Source organism: Neorhizobium vignae (assembly GCF_000732195.1).
GTDB classification, from domain to species: Bacteria; Pseudomonadota; Alphaproteobacteria; order Rhizobiales; family Rhizobiaceae; genus Neorhizobium; species Neorhizobium vignae.
This window is the reverse complement of the sequence record NZ_JNNU01000003.1, coordinates 80,317-96,496: the sequence shown is the minus strand read 5'-3', so window position 1 is coordinate 96,496 and position 16,180 is coordinate 80,317. Positions and strand designations below refer to the sequence as shown.

Below are 16,180 nucleotides of genomic sequence, written 5' to 3'. Positions count from 1 at the left end.
AATCGAGATTGTTGTTGTCGCGGTCATCGGCGACCGGGCGGTGCTTCCTCGCCGGAGCGAGAAAAGCACCGCCATGTCACGGATTTAGCGTCACCCGGCACTCCGGCCACTTGAGACCTCGCCTCTTCTTCTCACCTCGGCCGGAGCTCCAAGAGTCAGCTGCGGGGCTGAAGCAACGCCAGAACGATAGTCGATGCCGCTAAGACGGCTGTAAATGTCAATGGCGCTGAGGCACCATAGTGATCGACCACATAGCCGCCGAACAGCGCACCTATGCTGATGGCGACTTGGAACGAAACGACCATCAGGCTGCCAGCAGCCTCCAAGGCGTCCGCTGCGCCCCGGGACAAGTTGGTAGGCAGGACCACCGGAGCCATCCCAAAGGCGAAACCCCAAACTGTAACCAGGGCAAACGCGATGCCGCTATGTGCACCCCAGAGGACGAGAGCAAGCGCCGAAAACGCCATCAATACGCCGGTAACAGCAAGCGCCATGCGGATATTTGCGTCTGCCAGTCGGCCGCCGGCGACATTGCCGATCACAGCGGCGATGCCAAACCCGAGGAGCGCCAAGGCAATCGGCCCGGTGCCAAGGAGCGTCACTTGTTCAAGGAAGGGTCGCACGTAGACCGAGCCGGCAAAATGTCCCGTCATCAGCAAGAGGATGGCAAGCATTCCCAGTTGAACAGTGCGCCGTTTCGTCAGCCGGAAGACGTCGGAAAGACTATTGCTCGTGCTTGCGGGTAGTGTCGGCAAGCTGAGTATCTGGAGCAGCATCGCAATCGCTGCGAGCCCTGCAGTCATGGCCGTGGCGGCACGCCAGCCGAGCCAATCGCTGATCAAAGCACCCATAGATGGTGCAGCTATGGTGGCAAGAGAGACGCCGAGGGTGACTATAGCCATGCCTCGACCTGTCGCATTGGTGCCAACCAATCTGGCCACGACGGCAACTGAAAGCGCCCAGAAACCACTGAGCGCGATCCCCAGCCCGGCTCGGCCCAACAACAATAACCAAAAATCCGTCGCGAGCGCGGCCACGAGATTGGAACCAATAGCCAAGGCACTTAGGCCAACCAGGACAGTCTTCCGGTTCAGTTTGCCGATGAGAACATTGCTCAACAAGGCCGTCACCGCGCCAACAGACGCGGTGGCGGTGACAACCTGACCGGCGGTTCCCTCGCTGACGCCTAGGTCACGCGCCATTGGCGTCAACAGACCTGCCGGCAGGAATTCAGCGGATACCAGCGCAAAGCTTGTGGCTGCCATTGAAATAACGGCAAACCAGGTCGTAGGGCTCCATGTACTCGGGACGGTAGAATCGAGACCAATCGCGGGGCCGTCAAGCTGTGATGTTGTGTCCGTCATTGAATTACCTCCAAGGTTTGGAGGTCTTAATAGCGGAGTCTTCCAGGATGATATGTGTCCTAAAGTCCGAATTCCATGTCCGTTCGTCCGGAAATGGTGCGACGCACAACGCCAGGTGAAACGCTGGTGATGCGCTTGAAGGCGCGCGCGAAAGAAGCTTCGGATTCATAGCCCAATTGAGAAGCGACCTCGGCAACCGACATGTTTTGACCGAGCAACTCTCGTGCAAGCTGCATGCGCAGACGGGCGAGATACCGTGCCGCGCCCTCCCCTAAGATGGCGCTGAAGCGTTCCGCGAAGATCGAGCGCGATTGACCTGCCACGCCGGCAAGGGTCTCAAGCGTCCAGTCATGGCCGGGATCTCGGTGCATGGCTGCCAGCGCACGACCGATATGAGGATCACGGATCGCGGCGAGCCAGCCGCTGGTCGAGGCTCCGCTGCAATTGACCCAGCAGCGAATAAGCCGCGCGACGAGTACGTCCGCCATGCGTGACAAGACCGTGGCGCTGCCTATCTGGGGCTGCGACGCCTCTGCCGTCATGGCGGCGAGGAGGGGGCCGACGATCGGATCATTGCCAGCAACATCACAACCCTTGATGATCGGTGGCATCAGAGCGATCAACGGGTTGAGGGCATTCGCACCCAAAGCCATGGAACCGCAGAACAAGGTGCTCGTCGCTCCTGTTCCTTCCTGCACCACTTCGCAGACATTGCCCCCCAACTTGGTGACCTGGCAGCTCTTAAGCGAGTCCCCTACAACATCGGGCTTACTGGCCAGTCGGTGTTCGACACCTTGTGGCAACAACACCAAATCTCCGTCTTGCAACTCCTGCCATCCTTGGGCTTCGGTATGGATCCAGCATGGCCCCTCACTGACGAAATGAAAGCGAAGCAGCTGTTGCTGCGCAAAGGCGATGCTCCATGGATGACGTAGCTCGCAGCGGCCGTAGTTGACTCCACTCAGGCGAAAGTCCTGTAGAACTTCGCTTAGTGCATCCGTAGGAACTTGCGTCGGGGACTGGGATGAACGATCAAGCATTGGGATAATTTATATGCCGACCGTCCGGACTTCAAGTAAGGCATCGGTGTCAGAGCCGGCTTTGAGGTCATCAATGGCGGGCGCAGCTCCGCGTCGGCTTTGCCCGAATTGAAGTCGATGACGCGTATTGCCGCACGGGTATCGTCACCAGCTATGGCCGCTTTCGGGCAGCTGCAACGACTGCCTCCATGACCGAGGTGAAGGCGCGTACCTGTCGCAAGATTCGTCGTTTGATGGCCAAAACACCCGGCTTCCAAGCTAAGCCGGTAAGCCGTCACGCTATCTCGATGTGCGAGGATTCCACTCCTTGCGCAATAAGCGGGGCGGGAGACTTCGAATGCGGGTGGGAAGCGTTAAGTCGCCGAGCCACGATATCGTGGTTGAGCCACAGGACGGGACCGGAGGGTTCGGACGACTCGCCAAAAATGAGCTGCCCGGTTGCCTTCACAACGAGACCGCTCAGGAGGTCGCTGATCATCAACTTGCTATCCCGATGCATCTGGGTGATCGCGTTGGACGTGCCGATGGTCAAATCGGCCTGTGCCTGGCTGTTTGCCATGGGCCATGCGGAAAAGTCATAGAATGGACGCATGACCTCGCTGGCCTGCATGTCGGTGATCTTCCGGAACACATCCTTCATGGTTAAGCCGTCAGCCAGAAGCTGCTGGCAGGCCTGCCACTGTTCGTCTGCCCATTGACCACCGTTTTCTTTCTTCAACGCAAGCAGCAGCGGTATCAGGGGCAGCTCGATACCCGTGAACACATCGGACGAATTGGTCCGGATTTCGGGACAGTTATAGACAGTTGCCTTGATCCCTGTCGCCCAGGCTTCCTCTGCAATGCCCTCGAGCCGCATCTTCGCGTAACCCTGGGTGTAGTTGGTGTAGGTCTGCCAACGATAGCTTCCGTCAATGAGGACCGCCGATCCGTGGTAACCATAGGCCGTATATCGTATTTGACCGCCCGAAGCCTCCACGCGCTCGCGGATCGCCGCGCTGAAATCAATGAGATGGCGAAAGGTGTTTGCGGAGACTTCGTCAAAATTCTGCAGGATGAGTTTTCCCATGTCACTGTCGAGCAAGGTCTGCGACGACATGTGACGGGTTCCGGTCCCCTTGTAGATTCGATTGGCGACGACCAAGAATACCTTCGCCTTCGGGATGCCCCCGGCCATTGTGTGGGCGAAAAAAACATTGCGGCCAGCGGCGATCATTCCGTCGAGAACGGTCATGACTTTTGAAAGCGACTCCGTAAAACGCGCAGTGGCGATGTCGCGGCATTGCCCGACATAGTCCCAGTCGAGCTTTTCGTGTTCCCAGCTCTCAAGCGTCATCTTTGCCAGGAGATCGGTGGGAGTTGGGCCGCCTGCGGGCGCATCGAGATCGAAACCCGCCATAAGAGGTATGTTGATGATCCTGCCGCCCAGCCGGGCCTCCGCAGAAGACAGTTCCTCGGCGTCGAGCGGCCGCAGCGCGTTGTTCTCGTCGCGGCGCCCGACGGTGATCCCCACAATCTCCATTCCGGCCCGCCTGGCTTCCTCCAGCAAGCCGGTGGCGTATCCGCGGCCGAACAGTTCGCCGAAGAGGACGAAAACATCGCCTTTACGGAAGACCGTGTTCTCGGAAAGACGATTCAGTGCAACCGGATTTTCCATGCTGTCGGCTCTTTGATTCGTGTGTCGTCGAGCAATGCTCATACGAGCTTTCACAAGACATGACCGCACTGGCACAGAATGGAAACTCATTTTCGGTGACCGTTTATTTCAAAACGTGAAGGCGCTTCCTGCAATGCGGCGAAATGCCGAGGCTTTTGGAGATCGGCGCGCCGACACCGAAACGAGTTCGCTGGAAGGCTCGTCCCGCGGATGCTAGCCGTGAACCTCCGCCCAGTGGGGATAAGTCACGTAAGCTGTGAGCGCTCCCTCCCCCTCCGTCGTAATCGTCACCGACTCACCCTTGGGCATATAGACGATCTCGCCCGGACCCGCCGTTACGGTGCCAGCTCCCGTCGAAACTGCAAGCCGGCCTTCCAGAACGATCATGACGTCATCGACCGCCATGGTTTCTGTGAGCGACTGGCCCGGTGCGTACCGGCCGTAGCCGATGGTGATCGGCCCGCCGTTCTTCTCGTCGACCAGGTTTCCCACGAAGATATCGGCATCCTGTCCCGGAGACCTCACCAGGTTCGCGTCGGCGATATTGAATTTCTGGACTTTCATCGCTTTCTCCCGTTTTTCGACAGAGGTAGCGCAGCTGCCAAGGCTGCCAAGGCCGACACCAACACGCAGACAGGCATGTAGACCAGGCGCCCTGCTCCGACACCCGACAGAGACGCTCCATGGAGATCCAGGGACGCGACAACCATGCTCGACACCAACTAAAAGGCGATCGGCAACGATATTCACGCTGCAGCGAGGTGTTTTCTGGTTCATCAGGATGCCGCATGCGGAACCACAGGCAGGATGGCTCGTTTATCGCCGAGATCAGGGAGACCAGACATGCCGAGCGGATCACTCAAAGCACTTCTCGCCGTCCTCGCAGTCGCAGGATATCAGAACCGCGACCGGATCGCCGAAATCCTGAAAGGCGTTGCCGAGCGCCAACGGACGTCGTCGGGTGGAGCGACACCGGGCAGCGCGGCGAATGCAGCCCCTCGATCGGATGGCGGAATCGACGACATTCTTGACAGGTTGCGGAGAGGCGGACTTGGAAGCCTGGTCAGCGGTGGCAGCATCGGGTCGATACTTAACGGTGGATTGAGCGACCTCCTCGACCAATTTCGACAGGCCGGACAGGAGAAGAAAGCCGAGTCTTGGGTCAAGCCCGGGGCGAACGATCCGATCAATAACAGTGAACTGGCTGCAGCGCTGGGACCAGACGTCCTGCGAGACATCGCTACGCGAACCGGCATGTCCGAAGAGGAAATCCTGAAACGTCTCTCAGAGAACCTCCCCAACGCGGTCGACGGCCTCACACCGGACGGAACGGTTCCGCCTGCATCCGCCGCTTAGCCTCTCTCTCACTGACGCCGGTAAGCCCTTTTCGCCATTCTCGTTGATACAGCGGCCACCGCGCGATCACGTGCAACATGCCCCTGATCTGCAGAAGCATGCGACGTCTTGCACGGCCATCGAGGTTCGAGGGCCGGTTCTGACGGATGAAGTGCTCCTCCTGGGAGGCGCGGTTTCAACAAGCCATCGGAGATCGGCCCAAGCGATCGGCAGCGATCAGTTTTCGGCATCGCTTGCATCTGAAATTGCATTATTTGCGCATGGCCCGACGCTATATCCTTGACCAAGGCGGCGACGGGTTCGATGGTTGCGATCATCCGTATTCCTGCCGCATGCGAGGGAGGAATACTTGCGACCGAATATCATATTCATCATGTCGGATGACCATGCCGCGCGGGCGATCTCGGCCTATGGCGCAGGTCTCAACCACACCCCCAATATCGATCGGTTGGCAAGGGAGGGTGTGAGACATGACGCGACCTATGTGACGAACTCGATCTGCACGCCGTCGAGGGCCGCGATCCTGACCGGCACGCATAACCACGTCAATGGCGTCACCACGCTCGTGACGCATATGAACAATCGTCTCCCCAACGTGGCCAAGCTTTTGAAGGCGGCAGGCTACCGCACCGGTATCTTCGGCAAATGGCATCTCGGCGAAGGTCATCTCCACGAGCCGAAGGGGTTCGATGACTGGGCCGTCGTTCCGGGGCAGGGCGATTATTGGGACCCGGCCTTCATCAATCGCGATGGCCGGCAGCGAATTCCGGGTTATGTCACCGATATCATTACCGACAAATCGATCGATTTCATCGAACAGGGCGATGGCCGTCCTTTTTTTCTGATGTGCCACCACAAGGCGCCCCATCGCAATTTCGTGCCCGACAACAAACACAATCATCTCTGGGCCGAGGAAGATCTTCCGCTGCCATCGACGTTCAACGACGATTATTACGGCCGCGCGAAGGCTGCGGCGGCCGCACGCATGCGTGTCCGTTCCGACCTCAACTGGGAGGATCTCGGGTTGGTGCAGCCGGAGGGGCCGGCGGCTTTTGCGGGCGAGCTGATGCTGGACCAGATCCCGGTTCGCCGCGTGCCCGAACTTAAAAGCGGCGAAAGCATCACGGTAGTGTGTGCTGCAACCGGCCGGAATTACACCTTCACCGATCCACAGGCTTTCGCGGAATTCAAATACCAGCGTTATATGAAGCGCTACCTTCGGACGGTTCAGTCGATCGACGACAATGTCGGCCGCCTGCTCGACTACCTCGACGAAAAAGGCCTGACCGAGAACACGCTGGTGATCTACACCTCCGACCAGGGCTTCTTCCTTGGTGAGCACGGCTGGTTCGACAAGCGTTTCATGTACGAGGAAAGTCTGCAGATGCCGTTCCTGGCGCGTTACCCGGCGGCGATCCCGGCCGGGAGGACCAGTCGCGATCTCGCCTGCAACGTCGATTTCGCGCCTACCTTCCTGGACTATGCGGGGGTACGGACGCCTTCCTTCATGCAGGGGCGGTCGATGCGACCCGTGCTGGAGGGGCGGACGCCGGGCGACTGGCAGCAGTTGGTGTACCATCGCTATTGGATGCACAACGATGCCATCCACGGCGCCTGGGCGCATTACGGGGTGCGCGACGCCCGCTATAAGCTTATCTACTGGTACAACGACGATCTGGGACAGCCGGGCGCTCGACCGAACGGCGCCCTGCCGGAATGGGAGTTATTCGACTGCGTGGAAGATCCGCACGAGCTGCGGAACGTTGCCGACGATCCGGCCTATGCGGGCGTTTTCCGCGAGATGCTCGACAAGCTCGACCACTATATGGCCGAGATCGGCGACATTGCCGAGCATCCCAGGCAACCGGCCTAAGGATTGTCTCTTTTGAAGATCCAGTGATGGTCCGGGTGGTTCTTGAACCGCCATTTGCGGATCGGGCCGGCCATGACGTTCAGATAATACATCTCGTAGCCATACGGGGCGCCGCAAGGGTGATGGCCCTTCGGCACCAGCACGAGATCGTGGTCCGAGACGGCCATGGTCTCGTCAAGCGCGCCGTCTTCGGTGAACACCCGCTGGAAGCCGAACCCCTGCGCCGGGTTCAGCCGGTGGTAATAGGTCTCTTCCAGATAGGTCATGTCGGGGAAATTGTCCTCGTCATGCCGGTGCGGCGGATAGGAGGACCAGTTGCCGGCCGGCGTGAACACCTCGGTGACCAGCAGGCTGTCGGCGACGTCCCGCTCTTCCATGGCGATCGGGAAGATGTAGCGGGTATTGGCGTCCTTGCCGCGGGTATTGAGGGAAAGCCCTTCCGGCCCGATCACCGCCGCTTCGCGTCCGGGCTTGGCTGGCGCGGTGCAGACAGCGAGCGTGCATTCGGTGGTCGCTCTGGCGCTCCAGTCGGAACCGGCGGGTACATAGACGCAGTGCGGCGGCTTGCGCTCGAAGACGTTCATCCGGTCGCCAAGCTCGCCGAAAGCCTTGCCTCCTCCAGAGATATCCGCCCTGCCTTCGACCAGCACGAGGATGACTTCCGTATCTCCCGTCTGTTCCGTAGCGCTTTCGCCGGGCTTCAGGCGGTAGAGGCCAAATCCGACATAACCCCAGCCGGCATCCTTCGGCGTCACGTCATGCACCTTGCCGGATGCGCCTTTCGGCTTGCGCAGCAGGTTCGTCATGCGTTGCCCCTCCCCTTGTCGAGGCCGGCGGCTTGCGCCATCGCCTTCAGCGAGGAAAGACCCATGCTCTGGTATTCGAAGGGATTGCGCACGTCCGGGTCCTGTTCGGCCTCGATCACCAGCCAGCCTTCATAACCATGGTCGGCAGCGATCTTCAGCACCGGCGGAAAACTCACGCCGCCTTCCTTGTCGCCCGGGACGGTAAAGACGCCGCGGCGGACGCCTTCGAGAAAGGAAAGGCCTTCGTTGCGCACCTGCGCGGCGATATCGGGCCGCACGTTCTTGGCGTGGATATGCCCGACGCGGGCCATGTGGTTTTCCGCGGCGCGCTCGGGATCTCCACCGCCGAACAGGCAATGGCCGGTATCGAGCAGGAGTTTCGCATGCGGGCCGGTATGGGCCATCAGCCTGTCGATCTCGGCTTCGCTCTCGACGATCGTGCCCATGTGGTGGTGATAGACGAGGCTGATGCCCTGCCCGGCCGCAAATTCCGCCAGCGCCTCGACACCGGCGCCGAAGGATTTCCAGTCGCTGTCAGGGAGCTTCGGACGGTCGTTGACGGCCTTGCCGTCGTCGCCGTGGATGGCATTCGACGTCTCGCAGACGATGATGACTTTCGAACCCATCGCCTTGAGGAGATCGAGCGCCGGCTGCATCGCCTTTTTCTCGTCCTCAATCGAGTTGACGAGCAGGTTCAGCGAATGCCAGCCGGAAACGTAACGCAACCCGCGAGGCTCCAGTACCGCCTTGAGCGCTGCCGGCTCCTGCGGAAACTTGTGGCCCTTCTCGATGCCGTCGAAACCGATCTTCGCGGTCTCGTCGAGGCACTGGTCGAGGCTGATATGAGCGCCGAGCGAGCGGTCGTCATCGTTCGACCAGGCGATGGGATTGGTGCCGTAGAGGATCATGTCAGCGTCTTTCCTTGAGTGCCGCTTCGTAGGCGGCGCGAGCTTGTGTGACTTCGGCGCGGTCCGAAACCTCCGGCACCGCGACGTCCCACCAGTAGCCCCCGCCTTCCGGCGTCGGGTAGGGATCGGTGTCGATGACGATCACGGTTGCGACTTTGGCTTCCCGCGCGCCGTTCAATGCCGCTTCGAGGTCCGCAATCGAGGAGACCTTGCGGGCATCGGCACCCATTGCGGCGGCATGGGCGGCGAAATCGATCTGCATCGGGTTCGCCTGGTTGGTATGCGCATAGAGATTGTTGAACTGCTCGCCGCCGGTCTCCATCTGCAGCCGGTTGATGCAGCCGTAACCGCGGTTGTCGGTGATCACGACGGTGATCTTGACGCCCATCGCGACGGCAGTCGCAAGCTCCGAATTCATCATCATGTAGGAGCCGTCGCCGACCATGACGATCACGTCGCGATCGGGCTCCGCCATCTTGATGCCGAGCCCGCCGGCGATCTCGTAGCCCATGCAGGAGAAGCCGTATTCCATGTGGTAGGAGAGCGGCCTGCCCGCCTTCCAGAGTTGGTGCAGTTCACCCGGCATGGTGCCGGCCGCGCACATGACGACGGTATTGTCGTGCGAGGCCCGTTGGACCGCGCCGATCACCTGCATGTCGGTCGGCAGCAGATTGCCGTCCTTGGGGGCAGCGGTGACCGCATCCGCCTTGGCGAACCAGTCATCCTTGAGGCCGGCATCCACTCCCTGGAAACGATGATCGCCGAGCGCCGCGCCGATCAGCTCCAGCCCCACCTTCGCGTCCGAGACGAGCGGGATCGCTTCGTGCTTGGCACTGTCATAGGGCTGCACATTGAGCGACAGGATACGGCGCGTGGGATTCTTAAAGAGCGCCCAGGAGCCGGTGGTGAAATCCTGGAACCGGGTGCCGACGCCAATCACCAGATCGGCGTTTTCGCAAACCGTATTGGCGCTCGAAGCGCCCGTCACGCCGACCGGGCCGAAATTGGATGCATGGTCCCAGGGCAGCACCGACTTGCCGGCCTGCGTCTCGACGACCGGGATATTGTGCCGGCTCGCAAATGCCGCGAGCGTCCCGGTCGCGCCCGAAAAATGCACGCCGCCGCCAGCGACGATGACCGGGTTCTTTGCGGCCCTGATCGCCTCGACCGCACGCTCAAGCTCGTTCTCATCCGGCCGTGGCCGACGCCAATGCCACGTCCTCGGCTCGAAGAAGCTCTCCGGATAATCATAGGCCTCGGCCTGGGTGTCCTGGCAGAAGGCCAATGTCACCGGTCCGCAATCGGCCGGGTCCGTCAACGTCCGCATGGCGCGCGGCAGCGCGGTCAGAAGGTGTTCCGGCCGGCTGATGCGGTCGAAATAGCGGCTGACCGGCCGGAAGCAGTCGTTGACGCTTGCAAGACCGTCGCCGAAATCCTCGATCTGCTGCAGGACCGGATCCGGACCACGATTGGCAAAGACGTCGCCCGGAATGAAAAGCACCGGCAGGCGGTTCACATGCGCCAAGGCCGCCGCCGTCACCATGTTGAGCGCGCCCGGTCCGATCGAGGAGGTCACCGCCATCGCCCGGCTGCGGCGCAGCTGTTTGGAATAGGCGATCGCCGCATGCGCCATCGACTGCTCGTTCTGGCCGCGATAGGTCGGCAGGTCCGGCCGGATACCAGCCAACGCCTCGCCCATGCCGGCGACATTGCCGTGCCCGAAGATCGCCCAGACGCCGGCGATGAAGGGCACACCTTCCTCCGTCATCTGGTTTGCGAGATAGCGCACCATCGCCTGCGCGGCGGTCAGTCTCACTCTTGTCATTGGCCGTTTCCTCCTCCGCTGCCGGCTCTTGCGCGTGCCGTGTCCCAGGCCGTGCAGAGTTCGCGGTATTTACGCACCATGTCGGCCACCGCCTCGTCGTCGCCGATCGCGCCGGCAAACCAGCGCCGCGCCGCATCGCCAAAAATTGTCCGGCCGACGGCAAAACCCTTCACAAGGTCGAAGCGCGCCGCGGTGGCAAAGCTTTCCTCCAGCTCCGCCATCGGCGCATCGAGCCCGAGCACGACGATACCGCGCACATAGGGATCGTGCTTCTTGATCGCGGCGCAGGCATTCGCCCAGGCGGCCTCGCTCTTCATCGGTTCGAGCTTCCACCAATCGGGATAGACGCCGATCTCGTAAAAACGCTCGATGATATCGGCAACAGTTCGATCGTTGACCGGTCCGACCTTGGAGGGGATCACCTCCAGCAGCATTTCCAGCCGGTTGCGGCGGGTGGCGGCAAACAGGCGCTGGATCACCTCTTCCTGTTTCTCCCGCATCTCGGCCGGATCATCGGGATGGTAGAAGCAGAGAACCTTGGCGACATTCTCGACCGGCCATTCGGTGATGCCACCGAAGTCGGGACCAAGTTCTGGTTCCAGGGTAAGCGGGCGCGAGCCCGGCCATTCCACCGGCCGGCCGATCCACAACCCCGTGCCCGTCGCCTTGTGAAGCGTCTCGCGGCCAAGCCGCCCGTCGCAAAGAATGCCGTAACCGTGTCTGCCATCCGAAACGTCGAGCGCGGCCTTCAGGCAGAGCGCCTTGAACTCGTCGATCCGCTCCGAACTCTGGCCGGCCTCATCGGCAATGGCTTCGAGCTGCATGCGGTGATCGAAGGCAAAGACCCGCAATTGTGGCCACTCGCCGGTCCGGTTGGTGGACCAATGAACCTGCTCCAGCGCCCCGTCCTTGCGCAACGCCCTGTCCCGGATACCGGTGCGAAAGAAATATTGCAGCTCTTCCCAGCTCGGATAGGCCGGCGTACAACCGTGACGCGAGACGGCGAATGCGCCGCAGGCGTTGGCGTATTTCAGCGCTGTCGGCCAGTCCTCCCCGGTAAGCCAGCCCTTCAGCAGGCCCGCCATGAAGCCGTCGCCGGCGCCGAGCACGTTGAAGACCTCGATCGGAAAACCCTGCCCCGTCTGGCCCTTGTCGAGGCTATCGGGAATAGCGCCTTCGAAAACGACGGCGCCCATCGGGCCGCGCTTGCAGACCAGCGTCGCCTTGGAAACGGAGCGAACCGCTCTCAGCGCCTCGAGCGTGTCGGTCGAACCGCCGGCGATATGAAATTCCTCTTCGGTCCCGACCAACAGATCGAACAGGTGCAGGCTCGATTGCAGCTTGGCAGTCACTTTGCCGGACTCGATGAAGCGGCTTTCGCCTGCCTCATGGCCCGCAAGGCCCCAGAGGTTCGGGCGATAGTCGATGTCGAGGGCCGTGCGGGCGCCATTCTCGCGGGCGAGCCGCAACGCCTTCAAGACGGCAGCCTCGGTGTTCGGATGGGAAAGATGGGTGCCCGTGGCGCAGACGCAGCCGGCCTCCGCAATAAAGCCGGGATCGATATCGTCTTCGCAAAGCGCCATGTCGGCGCAGTTCTCGCGATAGAAGATCAGCGGAAACTGGTGCTGGTCGCGGATGCCGAGCAAAACGAGCGCCGTCAGGCGCTCCGGATCGGTCTTGACGCCCCGCACGTCGACCTTCTCGCGGATCAGCTGCTCGCGAATGAACCGGCCCATATGCTCGGCGCCGACGCGGGTGATCAGCGCCGATTTCAGCCCGAGCCTTGCCGCACCGGCGGCGATGTTCGTCGGCGAGCCGCCGATATATTTGTTGAAGGACGCCATGTCCTCCAGACGCCCGCCGACCTGCACGCCGTAAAGATCGACGGACGAACGGCCGATCGTGATGAGATCCAGTGACGTCAAGACTTCCTCCCTCGCGGCTGGGCTTTATGCCCGTCGATACCGCCCGGATCCGGCCGATCCTCCCCGGCCGCCTCCAATCAGAAATGAACTATAAATTCTATTTTCTAGCTTTTCAACATAAACATTCACTCAGACCGTTTTGTGCCCACCGCCACCGACAGCACGATGGCCAAACAGAGCGTCGCCGACAGCGAGCGGAACGCCCCGAAATCAACCTCCGAGACGGAAAGTGTGATCGTTTCGAACTTCCGCAAGGGGCTGACGATCGTATCGGTCAGGGCAACAACCGGGATGCCCCGAGCGCTCACCGCCTCGACCATATCGACCGTCTCTGCCGAATAGGGAGAAAAGGTGACCGCCAGCAGCACGTCGCCGGTCCGGATGGCATTGTGGTTGTCGAGCCCCCCGACGCCGGAATGCAGCATGGCCGGTACGTTCATCTTCTCGAATGCATACGAGATGTAGCTCGCGACCGGAAAGGAGCGCCTGAGGCCTATGATGTGGATCATTTGCGCCTTCGCCAGCGCCTCGACGGCATCGTCCAGGGTCTTCGGATCGATCGTCTTCAGGAGGTTTTCGAGCGAAGCGCGGCCAGCATCGACGAACTCGCCCAGCAGCGCTGACGCGCTGCCCTCGGCCTTTTCCCGCAGATGTTTCAGCCGCGTCGAATAGTCCGGCCAGCCGCCGGCGTAGGACTCGCGAAACAGCCGCTGCATTTCGGAGAACCCGGAAAAACCGAGGATCCGGCAGAAGCGCATGAAGGCCGAAGGCTGCACGCCGGCCCCTTCCGCCATCTCGGCCACCGTAGATACCGCAATCCGGTCCTTGTTCGCCGCAACATAGTCGGCGCATTGCCGCAGCCGCTTCGGCAGGCTTTCCGAAACGTCGATCAGCCGTTCTTCGAATTGCTTGATGCTGGCCGGCGCCCTGTCCTCCATTCGGTCCTTCCGTTCTCCTTGACATGGATGAAATCACAAACTAGCAAAATAGAACATATATTCCAAATTTCAATTTGGACAGTCTGAAACGCAGCAGGGAAAACGGCTGCGTCGCCCGCGCAGGCGGGTCTGGCTGAAACAGCGGACAATGTCACGGGAGGACATCATGGTCACGAAATTGGCGCTTCTCGGCGCAGGCCGGATCGGCAAGGTACATGCGCGCGCCATCGCGCAGGACAAGCGAGCAAAACTCGTCGCGGTGGTGGATGCCATGACCGACGCGGCGCAAGCAATTGCCGACAGCACCGGCTGCAAGGTCAGCACGATCGACGCGGTCGAGGCCGATCGCGATATCGACGCCGTCATCATCTGCACGCCGACCAATACCCATGCGGACCTGATCGAACGCTTCGCCAAGGCCGGCAAGGCAATCTTCTGTGAAAAGCCGATCGACCTCGACGTAGACCGCGCCAAAGCCTGCGTCGAGACGGTTCGCAGGACCGGCGCCAAGGTAATGCTCGGCTTCAACCGCCGCTTCGATCCGCATTTCCGCGCCGTGCGACAGGCGATCGACGACGGCAGGATCGGCAAGGTGGAGATGGTGACCATCACCAGCCGTGACCCCGGCCCGCCGCCGGCGGAATACATCAAGGTGTCCGGAGGCATTTTCCGCGACATGACGATCCACGACTTCGACATGGCGCGTTTCCTGCTCGGCGAGGAAATCCACAGCGTTATGGCGTCCGGCGCCGTGCTGGTCGATCCGAAAATCGGCGAGCTTGGCGACTATGACAGCGCAAGCCTCATCCTGACCACGAAAAGCGGCAGGCAGGCGATCATCTCCAACTCCCGCCGGGCAAGCTACGGTTACGACCAGCGCATCGAGGTGCACGGATCGCTCGGCTCCGTCGCCGCCGAAAACCAGCGGCCGGTCTCGATCGAGATCGCCAACAAGGACGGCTATACCCGCCCTCCGCTGCACGACTTCTTCATGACGCGTTATACCGAGGCTTACGCAGCGGAAATTTCCGCCTTCATCGACAGCCTCGAAAGCGGCTCGGCCCCCTCGCCTTCCGCCGAAGACGGTGTGATCGCGCTGATGCTGGCCGACGCAGCCGTGCGGGCCGCCAAGGAAGGCAAGTCGATCGTCATCGGCGAATAAAGTCCAAGGCATCCGGTGTCGGACCCAGATGCTTGGCTGGAAGACGGGACCGCTCCCACCATAACGGCGACGCGGCTTTTCGACGAAAGGCCGCGTCAAGATTGTCTTGCGTCGGAGCCCCGTGAGCATGCATGATGGACGAAGTTCATCGCATCAGGGAGATGAGGCACCTCTTCGGCCACGGATCGTGCGCGCAGATATCCAAATCGCCTGCACGAACTATGCGAGACATCGTCTGCTCGTATCGGCGCTTCAAAAACCCAGCTCAAATCGAAAGAAATTCTGTTGAAAGCCAAGTTGGGCTTGAAAGATGTGGCTCTGGATGCCGGTGTCTCGCTCAGTACCGCGTCCCATGTTCTCAACGGAACCGCGCCGATATCCATAGAGGTTCGGGAGCGGGTGCTCAATTCCGCGCAAAGGCTGGGATATCTGGAAAAGCGTCGAAGCCGGGCGACGATCGCCACGCTTCGCACGATCCTCCTGGCGATCACCAGCGATGCGGCGCCTCACAGCGACGTCAATCTCGTCAGCTGGACGATGCTCAACAGCCTGCGCCAGGAATGCGAGCGGCTCAGCATTCGGATCGTGCCTTTCGTCAGCGCCGGCACCCGGATCGACGCGGGCGAGGTGCGCCGCATGGCGCAGGCCGAAAACGTCGACGGCATCGTCATCCTCAACGACGATCAGCCGGAGCTGATCCGCGCCCTTGCGGCAGGGCGGGCGCCGCTCGTCATCCTCAACGGCGAGGACCCTTCGATGTTGGTCGATACGGTCACCGGGGAAAACCGCTTCGGCGCCCGCCAGGGAACCGAACACCTGCTTTCGCTCGGCCATCGCCGCATCCTGCATCTGACCTGGAAGGGCAGGACCACTATCCGCCGCCGGTATGACGGCTACGCCGATGCGCATCTCGCAGCCGGCCTTGCCGTATTGCCGGAGATGATCGTCGAGGCGGAGGGATACGAGCCCCACCAGGGCGAGCAGGCGGTCCGCCAGCTGCTTTCCGAAGATAGCCGCCTGCGCGGCGCGACCGCGATCTTCTGCGCCGCCGATAACCTGGCGCTCGGCTGCCTGAGGGCGCTTGCGGCATTCGGCATCCGTGTGCCGGAAGACATGTCCGTGCTCGGCTTCGACGATATCGTGCCCGGGGAATTCAGCACGCCTCCGCTGTCGACGGTCCAGTTGCCGACCGACCGGCTGGGGGCGGCTGCAATCAGCCTTCTGGAACAGCGGCTCGTCGCCAACGACCCGCTGCGGCCGGCCTACCGGCTGGAGCTCGGCTGCAAGCTGGTTCTGCGGGGCAGCGTCGCGCCGCCCCGCAGGTGAACC

At 61.4% G+C, this 16,180-nt stretch carries 13 protein-coding genes; 4 read left to right on the top strand and 9 right to left on the bottom strand.

Annotation, left to right across the window (positions count from 1 at the left end; all coding sequences use genetic code 11):
- Positions 1-155: 155 nt before the first annotated feature.
- The 4 genes from GQ59_RS05080 to GQ59_RS05065 all read right to left on the bottom strand — a co-directional run bounded on the left by GQ59_RS05080 (position 156) and on the right by GQ59_RS05065 (position 4,622).
- Positions 156-1,364 (bottom strand): MFS transporter, encoded by a 1,209-nt coding sequence (locus GQ59_RS05080; protein ID WP_037078425.1) that lies wholly within the window; start codon positions 1,362-1,364, stop codon positions 156-158.
- Between the two features lie 59 nt (positions 1,365-1,423).
- Positions 1,424-2,404: an AraC family transcriptional regulator gene (locus GQ59_RS05075; protein WP_037078424.1), complete on the bottom strand. Its 981-nt coding sequence runs from the start codon at positions 2,402-2,404 to the stop codon at positions 1,424-1,426.
- Positions 2,405-2,678: 274 nt separating this feature from the next.
- Positions 2,679-4,058, bottom strand: a complete 1,380-nt coding sequence (locus GQ59_RS05070) for an enoyl ACP reductase FabMG family protein (RefSeq protein WP_037078422.1) — start codon at positions 4,056-4,058, stop codon at positions 2,679-2,681.
- A 213-nt stretch (positions 4,059-4,271) separates the two neighbouring features.
- Complete coding sequence (locus GQ59_RS05065; RefSeq protein ID WP_037078420.1) at positions 4,272-4,622, bottom strand: ethanolamine utilization protein; 351 nt, start codon at positions 4,620-4,622, stop codon at positions 4,272-4,274.
- Positions 4,623-4,901: 279 nt separating this feature from the next.
- Between GQ59_RS05065 and GQ59_RS05060 the strand changes: the two genes are divergently transcribed.
- Together GQ59_RS05060 and GQ59_RS05055 are read left to right on the top strand one after the other, a co-directional pair.
- Positions 4,902-5,414 (top strand): YidB family protein, encoded by a 513-nt coding sequence (locus GQ59_RS05060; RefSeq protein ID WP_051903799.1) that lies wholly within the window; start codon positions 4,902-4,904, stop codon positions 5,412-5,414.
- 349 nt (positions 5,415-5,763) lie between these two features.
- Positions 5,764-7,287: a sulfatase family protein gene (locus GQ59_RS05055; protein ID WP_084683036.1), complete on the top strand. Its 1,524-nt coding sequence runs from the start codon at positions 5,764-5,766 to the stop codon at positions 7,285-7,287.
- Here GQ59_RS05055 and iolB read toward each other — a convergent pair.
- The 5 genes from iolB to GQ59_RS05030 form a co-directional block, all read right to left on the bottom strand.
- A complete protein-coding gene (iolB, locus tag GQ59_RS05050; protein WP_037078418.1) occupies positions 7,284-8,093 on the bottom strand; it encodes a 5-deoxy-glucuronate isomerase in 810 nt (269 codons plus the stop codon). The genes GQ59_RS05055 and iolB overlap by 4 nt on opposite strands.
- The gene (gene iolE, locus GQ59_RS05045; protein WP_037078417.1) at positions 8,090-9,001 is read right to left on the bottom strand and encodes a myo-inosose-2 dehydratase; all 912 of its coding nucleotides are present in this window, start codon (positions 8,999-9,001) and stop codon (positions 8,090-8,092) included. Before iolE ends, iolB begins: the two co-directional genes overlap by 4 nt.
- 1 nt (position 9,002) lies before the next feature.
- The gene (gene iolD / locus GQ59_RS05040) at positions 9,003-10,826 is read right to left on the bottom strand and encodes a 3D-(3,5/4)-trihydroxycyclohexane-1,2-dione acylhydrolase (decyclizing) (protein WP_037078415.1); all 1,824 of its coding nucleotides are present in this window, start codon (positions 10,824-10,826) and stop codon (positions 9,003-9,005) included.
- Positions 10,823-12,751: a bifunctional 5-dehydro-2-deoxygluconokinase/5-dehydro-2-deoxyphosphogluconate aldolase gene (locus GQ59_RS05035; RefSeq protein WP_037078413.1), complete on the bottom strand. Its 1,929-nt coding sequence runs from the start codon at positions 12,749-12,751 to the stop codon at positions 10,823-10,825. Before GQ59_RS05035 ends, iolD begins: the two co-directional genes overlap by 4 nt.
- A 125-nt stretch (positions 12,752-12,876) precedes the next feature.
- Positions 12,877-13,689 carry a MurR/RpiR family transcriptional regulator gene (locus tag GQ59_RS05030; protein WP_037078411.1) on the bottom strand — a complete coding sequence of 271 codons (813 nt, stop codon included), beginning with the start codon at positions 13,687-13,689 and terminating at the stop codon, positions 12,877-12,879.
- A gap of 166 nt (positions 13,690-13,855) precedes the next feature.
- Between GQ59_RS05030 and iolG the strand changes: the two genes are divergently transcribed.
- On the top strand, positions 13,856-14,851 hold the full coding sequence (iolG, locus tag GQ59_RS05025; RefSeq protein ID WP_037078410.1) for an inositol 2-dehydrogenase: 996 nt from the start codon (positions 13,856-13,858) through the stop codon (positions 14,849-14,851).
- Between the two features lie 285 nt (positions 14,852-15,136).
- On the top strand, positions 15,137-16,177 hold the full coding sequence (locus tag GQ59_RS05020) for a LacI family DNA-binding transcriptional regulator (protein ID WP_037078408.1): 1,041 nt from the start codon (positions 15,137-15,139) through the stop codon (positions 16,175-16,177).
- The last annotated feature ends 3 nt before the right edge of the window (positions 16,178-16,180 follow it).